Source organism: Paraburkholderia silvatlantica (assembly GCF_003096715.1).
In the GTDB taxonomy this organism is placed as follows: domain Bacteria; phylum Pseudomonadota; class Gammaproteobacteria; order Burkholderiales; family Burkholderiaceae; genus Paraburkholderia; species Paraburkholderia silvatlantica.
The window spans coordinates 72893-94300 of record NZ_QEOL01000021.1; the positions used below are offsets into that span (position 1 = coordinate 72893).

General features: G+C 65.4%; 18 protein-coding genes. 5 read left to right on the top strand and 13 right to left on the bottom strand.

Features of this window, described 5'->3' with window-relative positions; all coding sequences use genetic code 11:
* Positions 1-15: 15 nt before the first annotated feature.
* Both gluQRS and C7411_RS25170 read right to left on the bottom strand, forming a co-directional pair.
* Positions 16-966 (bottom strand): tRNA glutamyl-Q(34) synthetase GluQRS, encoded by a 951-nt coding sequence (gene gluQRS / locus C7411_RS25165; RefSeq protein WP_110386748.1) that lies wholly within the window; start codon positions 964-966, stop codon positions 16-18.
* Between the two features lie 9 nt (positions 967-975).
* Positions 976-1857: a sulfurtransferase gene (locus tag C7411_RS25170; RefSeq protein ID WP_110386749.1), complete on the bottom strand. Its 882-nt coding sequence runs from the start codon at positions 1855-1857 to the stop codon at positions 976-978.
* Positions 1858-2128: 271 nt separating this feature from the next.
* Between C7411_RS25170 and dnaE the strand changes: the two genes are divergently transcribed.
* Positions 2129-5686 carry a DNA polymerase III subunit alpha gene (gene dnaE / locus C7411_RS25175; RefSeq protein WP_110386750.1) on the top strand — a complete coding sequence of 1186 codons (3558 nt, stop codon included), beginning with the start codon at positions 2129-2131 and terminating at the stop codon, positions 5684-5686.
* 55 nt (positions 5687-5741) lie between these two features.
* Here the strand turns inward: dnaE and C7411_RS25180 are convergent, their stop codons facing one another.
* A complete protein-coding gene (locus C7411_RS25180; RefSeq protein ID WP_110386751.1) occupies positions 5742-6608 on the bottom strand; it encodes a glycosyltransferase family 2 protein in 867 nt (288 codons plus the stop codon).
* A gap of 305 nt (positions 6609-6913) precedes the next feature.
* Between C7411_RS25180 and C7411_RS25185 the strand changes: the two genes are divergently transcribed.
* Entirely contained in the window at positions 6914-7744 is an 831-nt protein-coding gene (locus C7411_RS25185) for a glycosyltransferase family 2 protein (RefSeq protein WP_243413337.1), read from the top strand.
* 113 nt (positions 7745-7857) lie between these two features.
* Positions 7858-9651 carry a lipid A export permease/ATP-binding protein MsbA gene (msbA, locus tag C7411_RS25190; protein ID WP_110386753.1) on the top strand — a complete coding sequence of 598 codons (1794 nt, stop codon included), beginning with the start codon at positions 7858-7860 and terminating at the stop codon, positions 9649-9651.
* Between the two features lie 88 nt (positions 9652-9739).
* Here the strand turns inward: msbA and C7411_RS25195 are convergent, their stop codons facing one another.
* On the bottom strand, positions 9740-11053 hold the full coding sequence (locus C7411_RS25195) for a glycosyltransferase family 9 protein (protein WP_133253704.1): 1314 nt from the start codon (positions 11051-11053) through the stop codon (positions 9740-9742).
* A gap of 101 nt (positions 11054-11154) precedes the next feature.
* Between C7411_RS25195 and C7411_RS25200 the strand changes: the two genes are divergently transcribed.
* Positions 11155-12081, top strand: a complete 927-nt coding sequence (locus tag C7411_RS25200; protein ID WP_110386755.1) for a glycosyltransferase family 2 protein — start codon at positions 11155-11157, stop codon at positions 12079-12081.
* Between the two features lie 188 nt (positions 12082-12269).
* Positions 12270-12587 (top strand): DUF4148 domain-containing protein, encoded by a 318-nt coding sequence (locus tag C7411_RS25205; RefSeq protein WP_110386756.1) that lies wholly within the window; start codon positions 12270-12272, stop codon positions 12585-12587.
* 53 nt (positions 12588-12640) lie between these two features.
* Here the strand turns inward: C7411_RS25205 and mnmH are convergent, their stop codons facing one another.
* From mnmH to C7411_RS25250, 9 genes are all read right to left on the bottom strand, one after another.
* Positions 12641-13741 carry a tRNA 2-selenouridine(34) synthase MnmH gene (gene mnmH / locus C7411_RS25210; RefSeq protein ID WP_110386757.1) on the bottom strand — a complete coding sequence of 367 codons (1101 nt, stop codon included), beginning with the start codon at positions 13739-13741 and terminating at the stop codon, positions 12641-12643.
* A gap of 36 nt (positions 13742-13777) precedes the next feature.
* Positions 13778-15247, bottom strand: a complete 1470-nt coding sequence (rng, locus tag C7411_RS25215; protein WP_110386758.1) for a ribonuclease G — start codon at positions 15245-15247, stop codon at positions 13778-13780.
* An 8-nt stretch (positions 15248-15255) separates the two neighbouring features.
* Entirely contained in the window at positions 15256-15879 is a 624-nt protein-coding gene (locus C7411_RS25220; RefSeq protein ID WP_110386759.1) for a Maf family protein, read from the bottom strand.
* Positions 15880-15958: 79 nt separating this feature from the next.
* Positions 15959-16429 carry a 23S rRNA (pseudouridine(1915)-N(3))-methyltransferase RlmH gene (gene rlmH, locus C7411_RS25225; RefSeq protein ID WP_110386760.1) on the bottom strand — a complete coding sequence of 157 codons (471 nt, stop codon included), beginning with the start codon at positions 16427-16429 and terminating at the stop codon, positions 15959-15961.
* Positions 16430-16465: 36 nt separating this feature from the next.
* On the bottom strand, positions 16466-16933 hold the full coding sequence (gene rsfS / locus C7411_RS25230; RefSeq protein ID WP_110386761.1) for a ribosome silencing factor: 468 nt from the start codon (positions 16931-16933) through the stop codon (positions 16466-16468).
* 2 nt (positions 16934-16935) lie between these two features.
* Positions 16936-17667 (bottom strand): nicotinate-nucleotide adenylyltransferase, encoded by a 732-nt coding sequence (locus C7411_RS25235; RefSeq protein WP_243413338.1) that lies wholly within the window; start codon positions 17665-17667, stop codon positions 16936-16938.
* A gap of 19 nt (positions 17668-17686) precedes the next feature.
* Positions 17687-18622 carry an oxygen-dependent coproporphyrinogen oxidase gene (gene hemF, locus C7411_RS37875; protein WP_110386763.1) on the bottom strand — a complete coding sequence of 312 codons (936 nt, stop codon included), beginning with the start codon at positions 18620-18622 and terminating at the stop codon, positions 17687-17689.
* Between the two features lie 325 nt (positions 18623-18947).
* Entirely contained in the window at positions 18948-20222 is a 1275-nt protein-coding gene (gene purD / locus C7411_RS25245; RefSeq protein ID WP_110386764.1) for a phosphoribosylamine--glycine ligase, read from the bottom strand.
* 157 nt (positions 20223-20379) lie between these two features.
* Complete coding sequence (locus C7411_RS25250; protein WP_042272329.1) at positions 20380-21108, bottom strand: YebC/PmpR family DNA-binding transcriptional regulator; 729 nt, start codon at positions 21106-21108, stop codon at positions 20380-20382.
* Positions 21109-21408 lie beyond the last annotated feature (300 nt).

Genomic DNA, 21408 nt, shown 5'->3' on the forward strand with positions numbered 1-21408 from the left:
GCATGCCGTTTTTGCTTAAGCTGCAGGCAATTGCCCGAGCCGCCGCTTCCACGCATCGATCGCGTCCAGCTGGAACGCCGCGAGCGTCGCGGGCGCGGGATCGTGCAATTCGAGGCCCAGATGCCGCGCCGCGGCCAGCAGCGCTTCCAGAGGCCGTGACGCATCGAGCGCCTGCGCCCCGGTTTGCTTCGAGAGCTTTTCCCCATCCGCGTGGGTGACGACCGGCACGTGCAGGTAAGCGGGCGTCGGTACGCCAAGACACTGCTGGAGCCAGATCTGCCGCGCCGTCGAGTCGAGCAGGTCTGCGCCGCGTACCACGTGCGTGATGCGCTGTTCGGCATCGTCCACGACGACGGCGAGCTGGTAGGCCCACTGGCCGTCCGCGCGCAGCAGCACGAAATCGCCGACTTCGGTTGCGAGATTCTGCTGCTGCGGGCCTTGCCAGCGATCGCCGAAGCGGATCAGTGCGGGATTGCCGCGGGCGCCGGCAGGCTCGTCCTCAGGTTCGTCCGCTGTTGCCTCGTCCGGCACGCGCAGCCGCCACGCGCGTGCGCGCTTGCCGTGCAGGCCGTCGCGGCACGTGCCCGGATAGATCAGCGTGGTATGGCGCTCGTGCGCGCGCAGTTGCGAATCGGCGATTTCCTTGCGCGTGCAGCCGCACGGGTAGACGTGGCCTGCGGCGATCAGCCGGTCGAGCGCCGCGCGGTAAAGACCGGTGCGGCGGCTTTGCCATTCGGGCGGCTCGTCGGCGTGGAAGCCGAAGGCCGCAAGCGTCGCGAGTATGTCCTCGGCCGCGCCCGGCACGGTGCGCGGGCCGTCGATGTCCTCCACGCGCACGAGCCAGGCGCCGCCATGCGCTCGCGCGTCGAGCCAGCTCGCGAGCGCCGAAACGAGCGAGCCAAAGTGCAGCGGACCAGTGGGCGAGGGCGCGAAGCGCCCGTGATACCCTTGCGGCGTTGCGCTCACGCGCGCGACTTAGGCGGCGGCCTGAGCCGCTGCACCCGACGCGCCCGCGCGCTCCGGATGGCACGCCGGGCAGCTCTTGCCCACGACGTAGAGCGGCGAAGCCTGCTCTTGCGGCGTTACGACGGCGCGGCACGCGAAGCACTGCACGGTGTCCGTCGGCTCGAGCCGGGGATTGAGCGCGGTGCGCTGGTCGAACACGAAGCAGTCGCCGTTGTAATGCGCGCCGCCCACTTCCTCGAAGTACTTGAGAATGCCGCCTTCGAGCTGGTACACGTGCTCGATGCCCACTTCCTTCATGTGGATGGCGGCCTTCTCGCAGCGAATGCCGCCTGTGCAGAACGATACGACCGTCTTGCCGTCGAGGTCGGCGCGGTTCGCCTCGATCACCGCGGGAAATTCGCTGAACTTGTCGATGCGGTAGTCGAGCGCCTTGTCGAACGTGCCGACGTCGATTTCGAACGCGTTGCGCGTGTCGAGCATGACGACGGGCCGGCCTTCGTCGTCGAAGCCGCGGTCGAGCCACGCCTTGAGCACGACAGGTGCGACGGAAGGCGCGCGGCCTTCCTCGGGGCGGATCGCGGGCTTCTTCATCGTGATGATCTCGCGCTTCAGGCGCACGAGCATGCGGTTGAAGGGCCGCGTTTCGGAGAAGCTTTCCTTGAACCGCAGCGTCGCGAACTTGCCCTCGAAGAGCGGATCGTGGTTGATGTAGTCCATGAAGGCGCGCACGTTGGCTTCATCGCCGGCCACGAACAGGTTGATGCCTTCCGGCGCGAGCAGGATCGTGCCCCGCAAATCGAGCGATTGGCAGCGTTCGAGCACGAGCGGACGCCACTCGGGGGTCTTGTCGAGCGTGGCGAACTGGTAAGCGGAGAGATTGAGGATACGCATGGTGCAACTGGAAAAGCGCCAGGGAAGGCGCGTGAAACCGGAGCCGGGCGCGCGTGCTGCCTGTCAACTGCGGATCTCCCCAAAAACGGGAATGGGGCAAGGCGCGCGGCGGGCGCAATCCGCTATTATCCCTCAATCGCGCTTCGCGCCGCCTGCGGCGTAGTCGACACCCTGTGCGCCGGCCCCGCGCCCGCGCAAGCTCCTGGCCAGCCGGCCAATGTCACGTGCCCATGCGAGCGTGCGCCGAAAATCGCGTGCCCCTGAAGGTACAATGACGGCCATGTCAGATCCCCGCTTCGTCCATCTCCGCGTCCACTCCGAATTCTCGATTGCCGACGGCATCGTGCGCCTCGACGACCTCGTCAAGGCGGCGGCCCAGGACGGCCAGGGCGCGCTCGCGCTCACCGACCTCGGCAACGCCTTCGGCCTCGTCCGTTTCTACAAGGAAGCCCGCGACAAAGGGGTCAAACCCATTGCCGGCTGCGACGTCTGGATCACGAATCCCGACGACCGCGACAAGCCGTCGCGACTTCTGCTGCTGGTGAAGAACAAGCGCGGCTACCTGAATCTGTGCGAGCTGCTTTCCAGGGCGTGGCTCACGAACCAGTATCGCGGCCGCGCGGAAGTCGACGTGGCGTGGCTCGAAGAAGGGCTGGCCGAGGGTCTGCTTGCAATCTCGGGTGCGCAACAGGGCGACGTGGGTCTCGCGCTCGCGGCGGGCAATGCGCAGAGCGCGCAGCGCCATGCGCAGCGCTGGGCGAAGCTGTTCCCGAACGCGTATTACATCGAGCTGCAGCGCTGCGGCCAGCCCGGCGGCGAGCCGTATGTCGAGCAGGCGGTGGCGCTCGCCTCGCAGCTGAAGCTGCCGGTGGTCGCCACGCACCCCATGCAGTTCATGACCGACGAGGAATACACCGCGCACGAAGCGCGCGTGTGCATCTCGGAGGGCGACATCCTCGCGAATCCGCGCCGCCAGAAGCGCTTCACGACCGATCAGCGTTTTCGCACGCAGGAAGAAATGGCCGCGCTTTTCGCGGACATTCCTTCGGCCATCGCGAACACCATCGAAATCGCGCGGCGCTGCAATCTCACGCTCGAACTCGGCAAGCCGAAGCTGCCGCTGTTCCCGACGCCCGACGGCATGTCGCTCGACGACTATCTCGTGCAGCTTTCGAAAGAGGGTCTCGAGAAGCGCCTCGTACAGCTGTATCCGGACGAAGCCGACCGCGAGCAGGAACGCGCGCGCTACAACGAGCGGCTCGAATTCGAGTGCGGGACCATCATCAAGATGGGCTTCCCGGGCTACTTCCTGATCGTTGCGGACTTCATCAACTGGGCCAAGAACAACGGCGTGCCGGTCGGTCCGGGCCGGGGTTCGGGCGCGGGCTCGCTCGTCGCCTACGCGCTCGGCATTACCGACCTCGATCCGCTGCGCTACAACCTGCTGTTCGAGCGCTTCCTGAATCCGGAACGCGTGTCGATGCCCGACTTCGACATCGACTTCTGCCAGCACGGCCGCGACCGCGTCATTCAGTACGTGAAGGAGAAGTACGGCGCCGACGCGGTGTCGCAGATCGCCACTTTCGGCACCATGGCCGCGAAGGCCGCGGTGCGCGACATCGGCCGCGTGCTCGACCTCGGCTACAACTTCACGGACGGCGTGGCCAAGCTCATTCCGTTCAAGCCGGGCAAGCACGTCACGATTGCCGATGCGATGAAGGAAGAGCCGCTGCTGCAGGAGCGCTACGACAACGAAGACGAAGTGCACCAGCTGCTCGATCTCGCGCAGCTCGTGGAGGGTCTCACGCGTAACGTCGGCATGCACGCGGGCGGCGTGCTGATCGCGCCGGGCAAGCTGACGGATTTTTGCCCGCTCTACACGCAGGGCGACGAAAGCGGCGTCGTGAGCCAGTACGACAAGGACGACGTGGAAGCCGTCGGCCTCGTGAAGTTCGACTTTCTGGGACTGACCACGCTCACGATTCTCGACTGGGCCGAGCGCTATATCCGCATGCTCGATCCGTCGAAGAAGGACTGGTCGCTCGCCCAGGTGCCGCTCGACGACGCGCCGTCGTTCCAGATCCTCAAGAAAGCGAATACGGTCGCCGTGTTCCAGCTGGAAAGCCGCGGCATGCAGGGCATGCTCAAGGACGCGCAGCCCGACCGCTTCGAGGACATCATCGCGCTCGTCGCCTTGTACCGTCCGGGCCCGATGGACCTGATCCCGAGCTTCTGCGCGCGCAAGCACGGCCGCGAAGTGGTGGAGTATCCCGATCCGCGCGTCGAACCTGTTCTGAAAGAGACCTACGGCATCATGGTCTACCAGGAGCAGGTGATGCAGATGGCGCAGATCATCGGCGGCTACTCGCTCGGCGGCGCCGACTTGCTGCGTCGCGCGATGGGCAAGAAGAAGCCCGAGGAAATGGCCAAGCACCGCGAGATCTTCGCGGAAGGCGCGGCGAAAAACGGCCTCACGCGCGAAAAGGCGGACGAAACCTTCGACTTGATGGAGAAGTTCGCGGGCTACGGCTTCAACAAGTCGCACGCGGCCGCTTACGCGCTCCTCGCTTATCACACGGCGTGGCTCAAGGCGCACCATCCGGCCGAATTCATGGCGGCGAATATGTCGCTCGCCATGGACGACACCGACAAGGTGAAGATCCTCTTCGAGGACTGCCTGACCAACAAGATGGTCGTGTTGCCGCCGGACGTGAACGCCTCGGCGTATCGCTTCGAGCCGGTGGCCGATGCCAATGTGGCCGAAGGCAAGCGCTCGCGCACGATCCGCTACGGTCTCGGCGCGATCAAGGGCAGCGGCCAGAACGCCATCGAAGAAATCTTGCGCGCGCGTGAAGAGGGCGGCCCGTTCAAGGACCTGTTCGACTTCTGCGAGCGCATCGACCGTCGTCTCGTGAATCGCCGCACGATCGAAGCGATGATCCGCGCGGGGGCGTTCGACACGATTCACGCAAACCGCGCACAGTTGCTCGCCTCCGTGCCGATGGCCATGGAAGCCGCCGACCAGGCGAGCGCCAATGCCATGCAGGCGGGCCTCTTCGACATGGGCGACGCGCCGCTCGCCGCGCACGAACTGGTCGACGAACCCGCGTGGGGCGAGAAGCGCAAGCTCCAGGAAGAGAAGGCCGCGCTCGGCTTCTATCTTTCCGGCCACCTCTTCGACGCCTACAAGGACGAAGTGCGCCGCTTCGTGCGCCAGAAGATCGGCGAGCTGAAGGAAGGGCGCGACAAGCTGATCGCGGGCGTGATCGCCTCGTTGCGCACGCAAATGACCCAGCGCGGCAAGATGCTGATCGCGCTGCTCGACGACGGCACCGGCCAGTGCGAAGTGACGGTGTTCAACGAGCAGTTCGAGGCGCACAAGGCGCTCTTCAAGGAAGACGAGCTGCTCGTCGTGCAGGGGGGCGCGCGCAACGACGCGTTCACGGGCGGCATTCGCTTCACCGTGGATACGGTGATGGACCTGGAGCGCGCGCGCAGCCGCTACGCGCAGGCGGTGAAGCTGCAGATGAACGGCAACGCGAATGCGCTCGCGCTGCGCACGGTGCTCGAAGCGTATCGTGCGAAGCCCGACGACTCGCTGCCGGCGCCCGCCGAGCAAACGCGCGGCCGTGGCGGCTTCGGGCGGGATCGCGGCGAGCGCACGCAAGCGGTCATTCCGAACGGGCTTGCGGTGCAGATCGCTTACCGCAACGATCGGGCGCAAGGCGAAGTGCGTCTGGGCGACGCCTGGCGCGTCAAGCCCACCGACGACCTGCTCGCCGCGCTGCGTGGCGAGTTCGCGGGCAGCGAAATCGAGATTGTTTACTGAAGCAGCAGCCGCGTGCCGATTGCGTTTCTGACGCAGCCGGCCGCGCCGGTTGAACTCAACGGCTTTGCCCCGGCTGCTCTGCACCGCCGCGTGACTTCGATGCCTGCATCGCCCGCGTCATCAATGCGAGCTTGGCGTATCGATAGTACGTGCCCTCGGCGTTCGTCACCGACAGCATGAAGCCCTCGGCGCCGTCGAGAAAACCGCGCTGAATGACGTAGGTGCGAATGAAGGCCCAGAGGCCTTTGCCGATCGCCTTGCCGAGCGTCGAACGTTTGCCGTTTTCGGCCATCGTCAACGCGCCCGAGGTCGAATACGAATTGGCTTTGTCGAGCGCTTCGTGAAGTTCGCCGACGGCGATATGGATGATCGGTCCGTCGAGCCGTCCAATCGTCCCTTCGATCACGAGCCGTGTGTGCGTGCGAACGTCGGTGAAGCGCGCGCTGCCGCGCCGGAACAGCCGCTCGATGCGATCGGGCCACCATCCCGAATGCCGCATGAAGCGGCCGCAAAAGCTCGAACGGCGCGGCGTCGAATAGGCGGCATGCGTCGTGCCGTGTTCCAGCAATTGCTCGATTTCGCGACGCAATTCGTCGCCGACACGTTCGTCCGCGTCGAGGCACAGCACCCAGTCGCCGGTGGCGACATCGAGGGCGCGGTTTTTTTGCGGACCGTCGCCAGGCCAGTCGGTCTCGAATACGCGCGCGCCGAGCGAGCGGCAGATGTCAGGCGTGCCGTCGCTGCTGCCGGAATCGAACACGATCGTTTCCATTGCCAGGCCTCGCACGGATTCGAGACAGTCGCGAATGTCATGGGCCTCGTTCATCGCGACGACGATCACGGAGAGTGTGGCGCGTTTCGTCGACGGAGCACGGGTGCTTTGCGTGCTGCTGGCGCAGGACGAGAGGGGGAGGTCGGACATGAAGGGTGAGCCTTTTGTATCGATGGCGGCCAGACGCAGTCCGGCATGTTGCAGCACGCGAGCGAATGCCGGAAGGACGGGCTGGCACGGTCGTCGCATGTGCCTATTCTAGACTATTGCCTCTCCCCCTCCAGGGTCACGCGAGTCAGGGCTCGGAGGAAAGCGCCGGGCATACGCTAAGATGTCGCACTGCCCGGGGGCGGCATTGCGGTGGTGTTGCCGTTGTCGTTTATTTCAGGCGCATCGGCCCTGCATTCCCCGCGCTCGTGTGCCTTGCCAGGCGACGCGCTATTGGACCCGCTTTCGTGAATCAGAACATTCTTGTTTCCCTGATCGTCTCGACTTACAACCGCCCCGACGCACTATCGCTCGTGCTGGCTGGCTGTGGCCGGCAGACCGACCCGCGCTTCGAGGTCATCGTCGCCGACGATGGTTCCACCGATGAGACGCGGGCAGTCGTTGAAGAGGCATCGGCGAATCTGCGGGCGCCGGTCGAACACGTGTGGCATCCGGACGAGGGGTTCCGGCTAGCCGCGATCCGGAATAAGGGCATCAAGCGGGCGCGTGGGGAATACCTGGTCTTTCTCGACGGCGATTGCGTGCCGCAGCCGGACTTCGTTGCACGACACCGGCAGCTGGCGCAAAGCGGCGCGATGGTGACCGGCAGCCGCATTCTGCTGGGACCGGAACTGACGGCAGCGGCGATCGGCACGCGCCTTGACCTGGCCGGAGCGAGCGTTGCGTTCTGGCTGCGCCAGCGCTTGCGTGGCCAGGCGAACAAAATCCTGCCGCTCTTCATCAAGCTGCCGGATTTTCCGGGCCGTCGCATCGACGGCTTCAAATGGCGCGGTATCAAGGGCTGCAATCTCGCGGCGTGGACCGCGGACGTCGCGAAGGTGAACGGCTTCGACGAAAGCTTTACCGGCTGGGGCCACGAGGACGCTGATTTCGTCGCGCGGCTCCACAATGCCGGCGTTGGCCGCAAGAAGGGCTTTATGGCAACTGAGGTGCTGCATCTCTGGCATCGCGAGCAGGCGCGGGATAACGAGAATCCCAACCGTCGGCGTGTCTTGCAGCGGCTCGCGGACGGCCACGTCGAGGCCGAACGCGGGCTCGCCCAAATGGGCGTTGTTTGACCCGTTGAGTTCGGCGCAGGGCGCCTGCGCGGCGCGTGCGCCCGAACGTTTACAATGCTGTTTCTGTGCGCCGCCGCCGGGTGGCCGCTCTTTCGTATTTCCAGAGGACCCTTTTGAGCGCCAAGCCAACCTTAAGCAAACCCATCGGTTCCGGTGAGGCGTCGTCGCCCGTCGTGGTCCTGCGCCGTCTCTGGCCATACGTTCTGCCACTCATCTGGGTGCTGCTGGGTGCCGTGGTCGCGATGGCGGTCAGCGCCGGCACCGACGCTGCCATTCCCGCGTTGCTCAAGCCGCTTCTCGACAAAGGCTTCGGCGCTCACGCGAACGACAAGGCCAAGTGGTTCGTGCCGATCGCCGTGATCGGCCTCGCCTTGGTCCGCGGCGTTTCCCAGTACGCGTCCGGCTACCTGCTTGCCTACGTATCGAACAAGATCCTGCTCGAACTGCGGCTGAAAATGTTCGACCGGATGATCCACACGAGCGTCGCGTTCTTCCAGCGCGAAACGGCCAGTACCGTGATCAACGCGATCGTCTTCGAGGTCAACCAGATCCTCAACGTGCTGCTGAGCGTGCTCGTCACCCTTGTACGCGATTCGCTGACGGTCCTGTTCCTGCTGGGCTATCTGTTCTATCTGAACTGGCGCCTGACGCTGATCGTTGCGGTGCTGCTACCGGGGATCGGCTGGCTGGTCGGCAAGATCAACCGCAGGCTGCGCCGGCTCAATCGCGAACATCAAATGTTGACTAATGAGCTGTCGTACATCGTCGAGGAAACCGTCGGCGGCTACAAGGTCGTGAAGGTGCACAACGGCGAGCAGTACGAGATGAGCCGCTTTTCGGCGATGAGCCGCCGGCTTCGCGGTTACTCGATGCGCATGATCGTGTCAGGCGGCCTGGCTCAGCCGCTCACGCAGTTTCTCGCGTCGATCGCGCTGGCCGTTGTGATCACGATCGCCGTGGTGCAGTCGTCGACAGACCAGACAACCGTGGGCGGGTTCGTCGCGTTCGTCACGTCGATGCTGCTGATCATTTCGCCGCTCAAGCATCTGATGGATGTGAATCAGCCGCTACAACGCGGTATGACTGCGGCCGAACTGATCTTTGGGCTGATCGACGAGCCGGCCGAGCCGGCGGGCGGCGGGCGCCGGCTCGAGCGGGCGACGGGCGCGGTGGAGTTTCGCGATGTGTCGTTCAACTACAGCAGCAATGGCACGCATAACCGGCACACGCTCGACCAGGTGTCGTTCAAGGTCGCGCCGGGCGAGATGGTTGCGCTCGCCGGGCCATCGGGCAGCGGCAAAACAACGCTTGTCAATCTGCTGCCGCGCTTTTTCGATCCGACCGGCGGCGAAATCCTCGTTGATGGCGTCGCGCTGCCGGAATACGGCATCCACGCGCTGCGTAGCCAGATCGCGATGGTGAGCCAGGACGTCGTGCTCTTCAATGACACCGTCGCGAACAATGTCGCGTATGGCCAGACGATGGAGCCAGAGCGTGTGAGGGCGGCGTTGCATGCAGCGAACCTGTCCGACACCGTCGACGCCATGCCGGACGGCATCGAAACGCTGGTCGGCGACAATGGCATGAGGCTCTCAGGCGGCCAGCGCCAGCGTCTTGCCATTGCGCGCGCAATCTACAAGGACGCACCGATCCTGATCCTCGACGAAGCCACCTCGGCACTCGATTCGGAGTCGGAGCGCCATGTGCAGGCTGCGCTCGAAACGTTGATGAAAGGCCGCACGACGCTGGTGATTGCGCACCGTCTATCGACCATCGAACGCGCCAACCGGATTCTGGTACTCGATGCAGGGCGCATCGTAGAGAGCGGCAGCCATCGTGAACTGCTTGCACAAGGCGGGTTGTATGCTCATCTGCACCGGATCCAGTTTCAGCAGAACGCGGCGTAATGAGCCCCGGCGCTCGCGGCGTCGGTCCGCACCGCTTGCGCCCGGCCCTTCTGGCGGCCAGCGCGCCCGTTATGAATGTGAGCAGGCCCTACGCGGTTTCAGGCGGATTTAGCTGGTGCGCAGAATCGCGAGCGGCTGCGGTGGCAGCGCCATAGGTGGCGACCTGTCTGGCGATCGCCTGCACGACCTCGGCGGGCGCGATAGTGTCGACGTTTCCTTTGCTCTGCAGGCCGATCGAGTGGCACTGCCCGGTGAGACGCAAATACGGCGGCTCCTTGATCCCGAAGAGCGAAACGCTCGGCACAGGGGTGGTGTGCGCGACGTGCATCAGGCCGCCGTCGGCGCCCAGGAAGAGGCTCGCGCGCGCGGCGACCTCACGGCTCTGCAACAACGTCAGTTTGCCGACGCAAGAGCTGATTTGCAGGTTCCTGAAGCGCTGCGCAGCCAGTTGCTCCGCCATCGCCAGACCGTTATCGGAGCCGAGCAGAACAACCCGCTTCAGGATCCGTAAATCGTCGGACCGGTCCATGAGGTCGAGCACTGCCGGCCAGTGGCTATAGGTGCGATTGGGATCCAGTCCGCCAACGGCCAGTGCGAGAAATGGCGTATCAGGGATGAACGGCAACACGCTTTCCACGGTGTCCGGCGTACTCGCCAGGTACGGCTTGCTGATCGACTGAAGCTCGCTTGCTGCATGTCCGAGCGAGAAGACGTCGTTGACGGACGCATAGCTGAAGTCGGTCTGGTTCCGGTCCGGCCCGTTGAAGTATTGGAACAGGCAGGCGTACGGCAGTTTCGCGAAATGCCGGTTCTTGAGCCTGATCGACGGCAAGTTGAATTCCGACATCAGAATGGCATCGTACTGGCGTCCAACGACCTCGCGCAGATCAGAGAATACATGCTGGAAGACGTCATCTTGCGCGAATAGTTTGTGCAGGCTGGGCAGCGTGAACAAGTCGATCGGCACGTTCATGCCGCGCAACAGCGCGCGCCCGGCCATGTCCATGATGGCGTCGCCGAAATTGCGGCGCGTGTAGATCCAGAGAATGCGTTGCGACGAATTCAGGTGCTTCAGTTCAAGCGGGATCTGGCCACGCAGCTTCAGCAAAAGATACTTGTGCAGGTATTTCCTCGTGATCTTCAGCGGGCTGTTGCGCGCGAGGAAGACCTCCGGCTCGAACGGCACGCCTTCGTAAGGAATGTGCGTCGAGCGGTTGACTGCCGTTTCCACGCATCGCGTCAGGAACGGAAAATGAAAACCAGAACGTGCAGGCCTGAATGCAGTCATTTTGAGGAGGGCTGGACCGGCTGTGTGGGCGGCGGTACCCCGGCGGTACCCCGTTTGGGCGAAAAATCCGAATAATATCGCATTCGTACGCGGGCAGCGCGGCCGGTCTTCCAATTACCGGGGTAGTCCGGGGTGGACCAGGTACAATGGCGGCCCACCCATCCTGCCTGGCCGGGTCCGGCGCGTGTGCCCTCAATGACGACCACTACGACACTATGTTCAGCATTCTGATCCCGACCTGGAATAACCTGCCGTACCTCAAGCTGTGCGTCGACAGCATCCGGCGGCACTCCGCGTTCGAGCACGAGATTCTCGTGCACGTCAACGACGGCAGCGACGGCACGCTCGACTGGGTCCGCGAACAGGGCATCCGCCATACGTGGAGCAAGGGGAACGTGGGCGTGTGCCTCGCCGTCAACGATGTGGCGCGCCTCGCCACGAGCGAGTGGATCCTGTTCATGAACGACGACATGTTCTGCACGCCCGGTTGGGATTCGGCCTTCGTCGATGCATTGCGCGAAATCGGCGAGGTGCCAGCGTATCTGGCCTCGCAAGTCATCGAGCCAACCGACACCGGCAATAGCCTCGTGACGGTCGCCCATTTCGGCACCGGTCCCGCCGATTTCGACGAGGCGGGGTTGCTCGAGTTCGCCGCGAAGATGAGCACGGCTGACCGCAACGGCATCGCACAGCAACCGACGTTGGTGAGCCGCGAACTCTGGCTGCGCGTGGGGGGCTATAGCATCGAGTTCGGGCCGGGCATGAGCAGCGACGACGACTTCCTGATGAAGCTCTGGCTGGTCGGCTGCCGCACGTACCGCTCAGTTGGCGCGAGCCGTGTCTACCATTTCGGCTGCCGTACGACAGGACGCATTCGCCGCAATCGGGGTGGCCGGGAATTCCTCATGAAATGGGGCGTGACGCAGCGCGATTTCAAGCGCAACTACATGGCCCGCACGGCCGACGCCGCGCCGGGTACGCTGCCGAATGTGCCGCGGCCCAACTTCGTGAGCCGTCTCAAGCGGGTGATCTACGCGTTCGGCCTTTACCCGACCCAGGATCTCGAAGCGTGGGAGCCCGATCTGCCCGCGCAGCTTCAGCACACGGCGTCGTTGGCACAACACGCCACGCCGCGCCGCTGATCGCGCCAACGCCGACGGCGCCGACGGTGCCGTTCGGCGCCGGTTCGCGCGGACTTTGCCTCGACCTGGAACAGTGCCTTAGGATTTTAGGGGTTAACCCTGGTCAATCGTGAGCATACGATGCGTACATCGGTCGCATGCACATACCGTAGCACGTCGACCGCCTGATCCAACTGGAGGTCGTTTCCATGAAGTCCCTGATTCAATCCGTTGCCGTCGCCGCCGTTCTCGCCGCTGCCGTTCTGCCTGCCGCTTCGTTCGCGCAGTCGCACTCGACCATCACCCGCGCCCAGGTGCGCGCCGAACTCGTGCAGCTTCAGCAGGTCGGCTACCGCGTCGGCGATGGCGACAACGCCCACTATCCCGAAGCGATCCAGGCCGCCCAGGCGAAGGTCGCCGCGTTGAATGGCGCAAACAGCAGCTACGGCGGCGTGGCGAACGCCGCGCAATCGGGCGGCCGCGCCACGGTTTCGCCTGAAGACTGGAACGCGATGTACTCGCGCTAAGCCATTGCGGCGCACGTGCCTGCCGTGAAGTCCGCGAGGGGGAAGGGGATACGTCAGACGGCGCGAGGCGCTTCGGCTTCGCTGCCCGCAGGTTCCGCGGCGTACGACGTTTCCTCCAGCCGCGCGAGCAGCGTGCGGGCTTGCGCGAGCGTGTCGCCCGTCATCGGCTGGAACGCGAAGTGCAGCGATTTTTCGAGCTTCGCGAAGTTGCGCCGCGTGCTGCGCGTGTAGGCGGGATCGTAGTGCTGCGCGACGAGCGCCTCGTAAAGCTCCGCCCTTCGATCTTCGTCGAGCAGCTTGCACCACGATTCGATGCGCTCGCGCCCGTGCAGAGGCGTGAGCTTGTTCAGTTGCTCGCGGAAATACGTCCGTTCGTCGAACAAGTGCCCGTACTCCTCGAGCAGCAAGTCGATACGTTCTTCGCGCGCGACATCGAGTACGACACAAGGCGCAGCATGCAGACGCTCCACGAGCGCGGGCGGCAGCGTGATGACGCCGATGCGCCGGCTCTCGGCCTCGACAAATACGGGGCGCGTGGCGTCGAAGCCGCGCAGCGTCTGCACGAGCGCCGTATCGAACGACTTCTGCGACGGCTGCGCCCGCTTGGGCAGCGCGCCCAGCAACGAACCGCGATGCGCGGCGAGTCCTTCGAGATCGAGCATCTGCGCGTTGGCGCGTCCCAGCGCCTTCAGGAGGCGCGTCTTGCCGCTGCCGGTCGGCCCGGCCAGCACGATATAGCGAAACCCGTCGGGCAGCGTGCCAAGCGCTTGCACGACCGTGTGCCGGTATGCCTTGTATCCGCCGTCCAGTTGACGCGCGCGCCAGCCGATCATGTTGAACCAGGCCGTCATCGAGCCGGAGCGCTTGCCGCCGCGCCAGCAGTAGATGAGCGGACGCCAGTTGCGTGGACGGTCGGCGAACAGCGTGTCGAGATGCATCGCGATATTGCGCGCCACCATCGCCGCGCCCACGCGCGTCGCCTCGAACGGCGACGCCTTGTACATCGTCCCGACGATCACGCGCTCCTCGTTGCTGAGCACGGGCGCGTTGATCGCGCCGGGAATGTGGTCCTCGGCGAATTCGAGCGGCGTTCGTACGTCGACGATCTCGTCGAATTCGCCGATCTGTTCAATGGTGACGCGCTGATGATTCAACTGCGATGCTCCGGTGATGCCTGCAAACGCGTCGCGCTACATGAGCACGATGTCGTACTGTTCCTGACTCAGATTCGACTCCACCTGCAACGAAACCGGCTTGCCGATGAAGTCGATCAACATGGCGAGATGCTGCGACTCTTCCTCGAGAAAGAGGTCGATGACCTGCTGTGAGGCGACCACGCGAAACTCGCGCGGATTGAACTGGCGCGACTCGCGCAGGATTTCACGCAGCACGTCGTAGCAAATGGTGCGCGCAGTCTTCACCTGGCCCTTGCCGAGACAAGTCGGGCAGGGCTCGCACAGCACATGCGCGAGCGATTCGCGCGTGCGCTTGCGCGTCATCTCCACGAGCCCGAGCTGCGAAAAACCATTCACGGTCACGCGCGTGCGGTCGCGCGAAAGCGCCTTTTTCAGCTCGCCGAGCACCTGGTCGCGATGCTCGACGTTCTCCATGTCGATGAAGTCGATGATGATCACGCCGCCCAGATTGCGCAGACGCAATTGCCGCGCGATCGTATGCGCCGCTTCGAGATTGGTCTTGAAGATCGTGTCGTCGAAGTTGCGCGCGCCGACGTAGCCGCCCGTGTTCACGTCGATGGTCGTCATCGCCTCGGTCTGGTCGATGACGAGGTAGCCGCCCGACTTCAGATCCACACGCCGCGAGAGCGCGCGTTGAATCTCGGCCTCGATGTTGTAGAGGTCGAACAGAGGCCGCTCGCCCGAGTAGTGATGCAGCTTCGGCAGCACGGCGGGCGTGAATTCGCCGGCGAACTCGGTGAGCTTCTGGAACGTTTCGCGCGAATCGACCTGAATGCGCGAGGTCTCGTCGTTCACGAAGTCGCGCAGCACGCGCTGCGCGAGATTCAGGTCCTGATAAAGCAGGCTCGTGGCGGGCACGCGCTGCGCCTGCGCGAGTATCGTTGCCCACGTTTTGCGCAGATACGCGACGTCGGCCGCAAGCTCTTCGCTCGTGGCGTCTTCGGCGATCGTGCGCACGATATAGCCGCCTTTTTCGTCGGCGGGCAGCACGGCCGTGAGGCGCGCGCGCACCGCTTCACGCTCGGCCTCGCTCTCGATCTTCTGCGAGATGCCGATGTGCGGTTCCTGCGGCAGATAGACCAGCGTGCGCCCCGCAATGCTCACCTGCGTGGAAAGCCGCGCGCCCTTCGTGCCGATCGGATCCTTCACGACCTGCACCATGAGCGTCTGCCCTTCGAACACGGTCTTTTCGATGGGCTGATGATGCACGCTCGCATGCGTTTCGCCGGCAATGCGCGGATGCCAGATATCGGCCACGTGCAGGAACGCGGCGCGTTCGAGACCGATGTCGATGAACGCGGACTGCATGCCCGGCAGCACGCGCACGACCTTGCCGAGATAGACGTTGCCGACGCGCCCGCGCGACAGCGTGCGCTCGACGTGAAGCTCCTGTACTGCGCCTTGCTGGACCAATGCGACGCGCGTCTCCTGGGGCGTGACGTTGATCAGGATTTCTTCGTTCATGATTTGTTCTAGAAGTCGATGCCCGCGGCGCGCAGGAGGGCGGCCGTTTCGAATAGTGGCAAACCCATGATACCCGAATAGGACCCGTCGATTCGCTCGACGAATTCCGCGGCGCGGCCCTGTATGCCGTATGCGCCGGCCTTGCCGAACGGCTCGCCGCTCGCCACGTAACGCGCGATCGCGGCGGGCATCACAGGAGCAAAACGCACGTGCGAGCGCGAGACCGCGACGGGCAGACAGACCCCTTCGGCGTTGACCACGGCCACTGCCGTGAGCACTTCGTGCTCGCGCCCGGCGAGGCGCTCGAGCATCGCATAGGCTTCGGCTGCATCGTGCGGCTTGCCGAGAATATGGCCGTCGATGGAGACCGTGGTGTCGGCGGTGAGAATCGGCGCGTGCCTGTGCGCGCCCGCGACGAGGCGCGCGCGGGCGGCGTCGGCCTTCGCGGCGCACACGCGCTCGACATAGACAGCGGCTTGCTCGCCGGGCAGCGCGGTTTCGAGCGCTTCGGCGTCTTCGTCGGGGCGCGGCAGCAGCAGCTCGAAGCGCACGCCGAGCTGCTGCAGCAGTTCCTGGCGGCGCGGGCTCTGCGAGGCGAGATAGACGAACGGATAGGGCGCGTTGGTGGGCATCGGAGCGTCTTTGTCGTTACGGACTTCGGGTTGACGTGCGCGCCTGCTTTCCGCGGCCGAGGCGCGCTTTACACCTGCATTACACGCGATGATAGGGGTGATTCTGCGTGATGGTCCACGCGCGGTAAAGCTGCTCGGCGAGCAGCACGCGCACCATCGCATGCGGCAGTGTGAGGGAGGACAGGCGCAGGAGCGTGTCGGCGCGCGACTTGAGTTCGGGATCGAGGCCGTCGGCGCCGCCGATCAGGAACGCCACGTCGCGGCCGTCCTGCTGCCACAGCGGCAGCGCACGGGCGAGCTGCATGGTGGTCCAGTCCTTGCCGCGTTCGTCGAGCGCGACGATGCGCGCGTTCTTCGGCAGCGCGGCTTCAATGCGCGTGCGCTCGGCGGCCATGACGCTCTCGGCGGAGCGGCCCGACGAACGCTGCTCGGGCTTCACCTCGCGCAGCTCGATGCGCAGCTCCGGCGGCATGCGCTTCGTATACTCCTCGAAGCCCGCGGCGATCCAGTCCGGCATCTTGTGGCCGACGGCGACGATATGCAGTTTCATCGTGCGTGACGTTGGTCGTTCGCGTGCGCGCGGCGCTTACTTCGCGGTTTTACGCGCGGCGGTCTTGCGCACGGGCTTTTTGACGGCCGGCGCGGCTTCTTCGTCTTCGTCCTCGTCATCGATCGGCTCGCTCGGGCGCGCGCCCACGAAGCCCGTGTTGGCCGCGAGCTTCACGCGCACCGGCTTGTCGCCCCAGATTTCCTCGAGGTTGTAGTACTGGCGCAGCGCGGGCTGGAGGATGTGGACGACCGCGTCGCCGCAATCCACGAGCACCCATTCGCCGATGTCCTCGCCTTCCGTGCTCACGATGTCGCCGCCGGCTTCCTTGACCTTCTCGCGCACGCTGTTGGCGAGCGCCTTGGTCTGGCGGTTCGACGTGCCGCTCGCGACGACCACGCGGTCGAACAGCTCGGTCAGATGGCTCGTGTTGAAGACGCGGATGTCTTGTGCCTTGACGTCTTCGAGACCGTCGACGATGGCGCGTTGAAGTTTGCGGATGTCCATAGTTACCCGTGATGCAGATAGAGATGATGTTGAAGGATATAGTCCCACACGGCCGCGGGAAGCTTGTCGGCGGCGGTGCCGCGACGTTGCCCGCTTGCCACGCAGGCCGGCAGGTCGCACCGGATTTCGGTCGCCGAAACGTCGAGCGCGAGCGTTTCGTCGACCAGCAGGTGGCCGTGCGGCGTGGTCGCGAGCGCGTGGGCGCCCGCGCGGCGCGCGGCGGCTTCGCGCGCGACCTCGGGCGGCAGCGCCGCGAAGTCGAAGCCGGGGCGGCTCGCCACGCCCAGATGCGCGAGCGCGAAAAGCTCGCGCCATTCGTGCCATGAATCGAGGTGCAGCAGCTGATCGGCGCCCATTAACAGCGTGAGCGCCGCTTTCGCGTTGCTCTCGCGGCCGTCGACGCCGCGCTGCGCGCGCCAGCGGCGCAGCGTGTCGACCGTGTAGGTCGGCCCGTTGTGCTCGATTTCGTCGGCGTCCACCGTCACCGTCACGCCCGGCAGCGCAAGCGAGGCAGCGGCTGCGCGCGTCATGGCGAGCCGATGCTGCGCCGCGGTAACACCCGGCTTCTGCCACGGTTGCCCGGCGGGCAGCAGGATCAGCTCGTTCAGGCCCAGTACGCGCGCAAAATGGCGCGCGAGCGCGAGGTGGCCCTCGTGGATCGGATCGAAGGTGCCCCCGAGCAGCCCGACGCGCCGTTCGAGCGCGTTGGGCGGGACGGTGAAAGCTTGCTTCACGGCGTGAGACGTCACGGCGTCAGACCCAGTCGCGCACTGGCAGGAAGTCGCTGTAGAGGCGCGCCTCCGGCGTGCCGGGCTGCGGCTGCCAGTCGTAGCGCCACGTGGCGCCCGGCGGCATCGACATGAGGATCGATTCCGTGCGGCCGCCGCTTTGCAGGCCGAAATGCGTGCCGCGGTCCCAGACCAGGTTGAATTCGACGTAGCGGCCGCGCCGGTACGCCTGGAATTCGCGCTCGGCTTCGCCATAGGGCGTCGCACGGCGCTTTTCGATGATCGGCAGATACGCCTTCAGGAAGCCGTCGCCTACGCTGCGCAGCATGGCGAACGCCTCGTCGAAGCCGCCGGTGGCGTAATCGTCGAAGAAAATGCCGCCCACGCCGCGCGCTTCATTGCGGTGCTTCAGGAAAAAGTACTCGTCGCACCAGCGCTTGAAGCGCGGGTAGAGGTCCGCGCCATAGGGCGCGAGCGCGTCGCGGCACACGCGGTGAAAGTGCTGCGCGTCTTCCTCGAAGCCGTAGTAGGGCGTGAGGTCCATGCCGCCGCCGAACCAGAACACCGGCGCCTCGTCCGGCCTGGTGGCGAGCAGCATGCGCACGTTCATATGCACGGTCGGGCAATACGGATTGCGCGGATGCAGCACGAGCGAAACCCCCATCGCCTCGAAGCCGCGGCCGTTGAGTTCGGGGCGCGCCGCCGTGGCCGACGGCGGCAAGGCGTCGCCGGACACGTCGGAAAAGCCGATGCCCCCGCGCTCGAAGAACTCGCCGCCTTCGATAATGCGCGTGCAACCGCCGCCGCGCAGCTTCTCGCCGGGGCCGCGTTGCCAGTTGTCCGTGGCGAACGGCTTGCCGTCGAAGGCGCCGAGCGTGTCGGCGATCTGCGTCTGCAGGCTGGCCAGCCAGGCGCGGACGGCGGTGCTGTCGGGCAAGGCGCGGTTTGGGGTGTCGGTCATCGATAAAATGGGGACGGCAGCGCACGGGCGCTGGAATCGGGTTACTCGTCGGATTGCTCGTTGGGCTACCCGGATAAACCGCCCGGGGCGGCCCGACAGCGGCAGTGTAGCGCCGATTGGCGCGAGGCCCGGCACCAACGGCGGCCGCGCGGACTGCGTGCCGTGCGCTCAGGCTGCTGCGCGGGTCGGCTCGCGCTGGACGGCATGGCGGCGCGCGCGAACGGCCAGCCGAAGAAGCCATGAGAGCGCCGTTGCGCGGCGCCGGATGGCCGCTCGCTTGCTTTGGGGCCGCATCGAAGCGCGCGGCCCCAGCAAGGCGCTGCGCCTACTGCTTGCGCCCCGCGGCGCGATAGCCGATGTCGTTGCGATACTGCATGCCGTCGAACGAGATGCGGTTCACGGTCTCGTACGCCACGTTCTGCGCGCTGCGCACCGAATCGGCGAGACCCACCACGCACAGCACGCGGCCGCCCGAGGTCACGAGCTTGCCGTCGACCATCTGCGTACCTGCGTGGAACGTCACCGAATCGGCGGTTTCGGCGGGAATCTCGCTGATGCGGTCGCCCTTGCGCGGCGTGTCCGGATAGTTGTGCGCGGCGAGCACGACGCCGAGCGCCGTGCGGCGGTCCCATTCGAGCTCGACCTGGTTGAGCGTGCCGGCGATGGCGTGCTCCACGACCTTCGAGAAGTCGCCCTTAAGGCGCGCCATGATCGGCTGCGTTTCGGGGTCGCCCATGCGGCAGTTGAATTCGAGCGTCTTCGGGTTGCCCTGCGCGTCGATCATCAGACCGGCATAGAGGAAGCCCGTGTAGCGGATGCCTTCCTTCTCCATGCCCGCCACGGTCGGCAGGATGATTTCGCGCATCACGCGTGCGTGCAGTTGCGGCGTGACGATCGGCGCGGGCGAATAGGCGCCCATGCCGCCCGTGTTCGGGCCCTGGTCGCCGTCGTGCAGACGCTTGTGGTCCTGGCTCGAGGCGAGCGCGAGCACGTGCTTGCCGTCCACCATGACGATGAAGCTCGCTTCCTCGCCCGCGAGGAACTCCTCGATCACCACGCGCGCGCCGGCGTCGCCGAGCTTGTTGTCGGCGAGCATCATGTCGATGGCCTGGTGCGCTTCTTCCAGCGACATCGCCACGACCACGCCCTTGCCGGCAGCCAGACCGTCGGCCTTGATGACGATGGGCGCGCCGTGCTTCTCGACGTAGGCGTGCGCGGCCGTCGCGTCCGAGAACGTCTCGTAGGCGGCGGTCGGGATGTTGTGGCGCTTCATGAACGCCTTGGCGAAGTCCTTCGAGCTTTCGAGCTGCGCGGCTTCCTTCGACGGGCCGAACACCTTCAGGCCGCGCTGGCGGAACACGTTGACGATGCCCGCGGCGAGCGGCGCTTCCGGGCCGACCACCGTGAGGGCGACGCCTTCGCGCTCGGCGAAATCGGCGAGCTCGTGGATGTCCGTGATGTCGACGTTGGCGAGCCGCTCGTCCTGCGCGGTGCCGCCGTTACCGGGTGCGACGTAGACGAGCTGCACGCGCGGCGCCTGCGCGAGCTTCCACGCCAGCGCATGTTCGCGGCCGCCAGAACCGACGACGAGTAACTTCATGAGAATCCCCGAAAGACCAAGACCAGAAACAGTTGCGGCCGGCGCACAGTGCGCCGGCCGTGAAAATCGCTTGCGGGAGGCGGGGCCGAAACAGGGCTCGAGGCGAACCTGAGCGTGGCCTGAGCGCGGCCTGAGCGCGGCCTCCCGGGCCGATGCCTTATTCCTCGGCGATCGACGCGTTGGTGTACACCTCCTGGACGTCGTCCAGGTTTTCGAGGGCGTCGAGCAGCTTTTGCATCTTCACGGCGTCGTCGCCCGTGAATTCGACCTCGTTCTGCGGCTTCATCGTGACTTCGGCCATTTCCGCCTTGAAGCCTGCGGCTTCGAGCGCGGTCTTCACCTTCGTGAAGTCGAACGGCGGGCAGACCACTTCGATCGAGCCGTCGTCGTTCGTCACGACGTCGTCGGCGCCCGCTTCGAGCGCGGCGTTCATGAGTTCGTCTTCGGGCGTGCCCGGCGCGAACACGAACTGGCCGACGTGATCGAACATGAATGCCACCGAGCCGTCCGTGCCCATGTTGCCGCCGAACTTCGAGAACGCGTGGCGCACCTCCGCGACCGTGCGCGTGCGGTTGTCGGTCATCGTATCGACGATGACGGCCGCGCCGCCGATGCCGTAGCCTTCGTAGCGGATTTCCTCGTAGTTCGCGCCGTCCACGCCGCCCACGCCGCGCTGGATGGCGCGGTTGATGTTGTCCTTGGGCATGTTGGCGTCGTACGCCTTGTCCACAGCCAGACGCAGGCGCGGGTTCGAGTCGATTTCGCCGCCGCCCATGCGCGCCGCGACCTGGATTTCCTTGATGAGCCGCGTCCAGACCTTGCCGCGCTTCGCGTCAGCAGCAGCCTTCTTGTGCTTGATGTTGGCCCATTTCGAATGACCCGCCATACCTTTCTCCGTCTCACGCGCCATGCGCGTGCAGTGTGCAATGTGCTGTTGTCGTTGCGATGTTCCCGGGCGCGGCCTTCGTGCGTCGCTCGCACGGCGCGCGCGATTCTGCGCGCCTCGCCCCTCGCCAGTAAAGCCCGCGCAGCACGATGTGCCGGCAGGACTGGACGCAGCGCCCGTTCAGGTGGATTTGAATTTTATCACGCCGGGACCGCCCGGCTTCGCCTGCCAACGTGGCGCGACGCCCGACGGTTGCCGGTTACGCCGGCCGTGGAGGGGACTAAGGGGGCGGGATCGGGT

Bases quoted from the DNA above. Each gene is read 5' to 3' on its own strand.
- purD (WP_110386764.1), bottom strand. From the start codon at position 20,222: ATGAAGTTACTCGTCGTCGGTTCTGGCGGCCGCGAACATGCGCTGGCG.
- hemF (WP_110386763.1), bottom strand. From the start codon at position 18,622: ATGACCGACACCCCAAACCGCGCCTTGCCCGACAGCACCGCCGTCCGC.
- C7411_RS25250 (WP_042272329.1), bottom strand. From the start codon at position 21,108: ATGGCGGGTCATTCGAAATGGGCCAACATCAAGCACAAGAAGGCTGCT.
- rsfS (WP_110386761.1), bottom strand. From the start codon at position 16,933: ATGGACATCCGCAAACTTCAACGCGCCATCGTCGACGGTCTCGAAGAC.
- C7411_RS25200 (WP_110386755.1), top strand. From the start codon at position 11,155: ATGTTCAGCATTCTGATCCCGACCTGGAATAACCTGCCGTACCTCAAG.
- rng (WP_110386758.1), bottom strand. From the start codon at position 15,247: ATGAACGAAGAAATCCTGATCAACGTCACGCCCCAGGAGACGCGCGTC.
- dnaE (WP_110386750.1), top strand. From the start codon at position 2,129: ATGACGGCCATGTCAGATCCCCGCTTCGTCCATCTCCGCGTCCACTCC.
- C7411_RS25205 (WP_110386756.1), top strand. From the start codon at position 12,270: ATGAAGTCCCTGATTCAATCCGTTGCCGTCGCCGCCGTTCTCGCCGCT.
- C7411_RS25180 (WP_110386751.1), bottom strand. From the start codon at position 6,608: ATGTCCGACCTCCCCCTCTCGTCCTGCGCCAGCAGCACGCAAAGCACC.
- C7411_RS25220 (WP_110386759.1), bottom strand. From the start codon at position 15,879: ATGCCCACCAACGCGCCCTATCCGTTCGTCTATCTCGCCTCGCAGAGC.
- rlmH (WP_110386760.1), bottom strand. From the start codon at position 16,429: ATGAAACTGCATATCGTCGCCGTCGGCCACAAGATGCCGGACTGGATC.
- C7411_RS25170 (WP_110386749.1), bottom strand. From the start codon at position 1,857: ATGCGTATCCTCAATCTCTCCGCTTACCAGTTCGCCACGCTCGACAAG.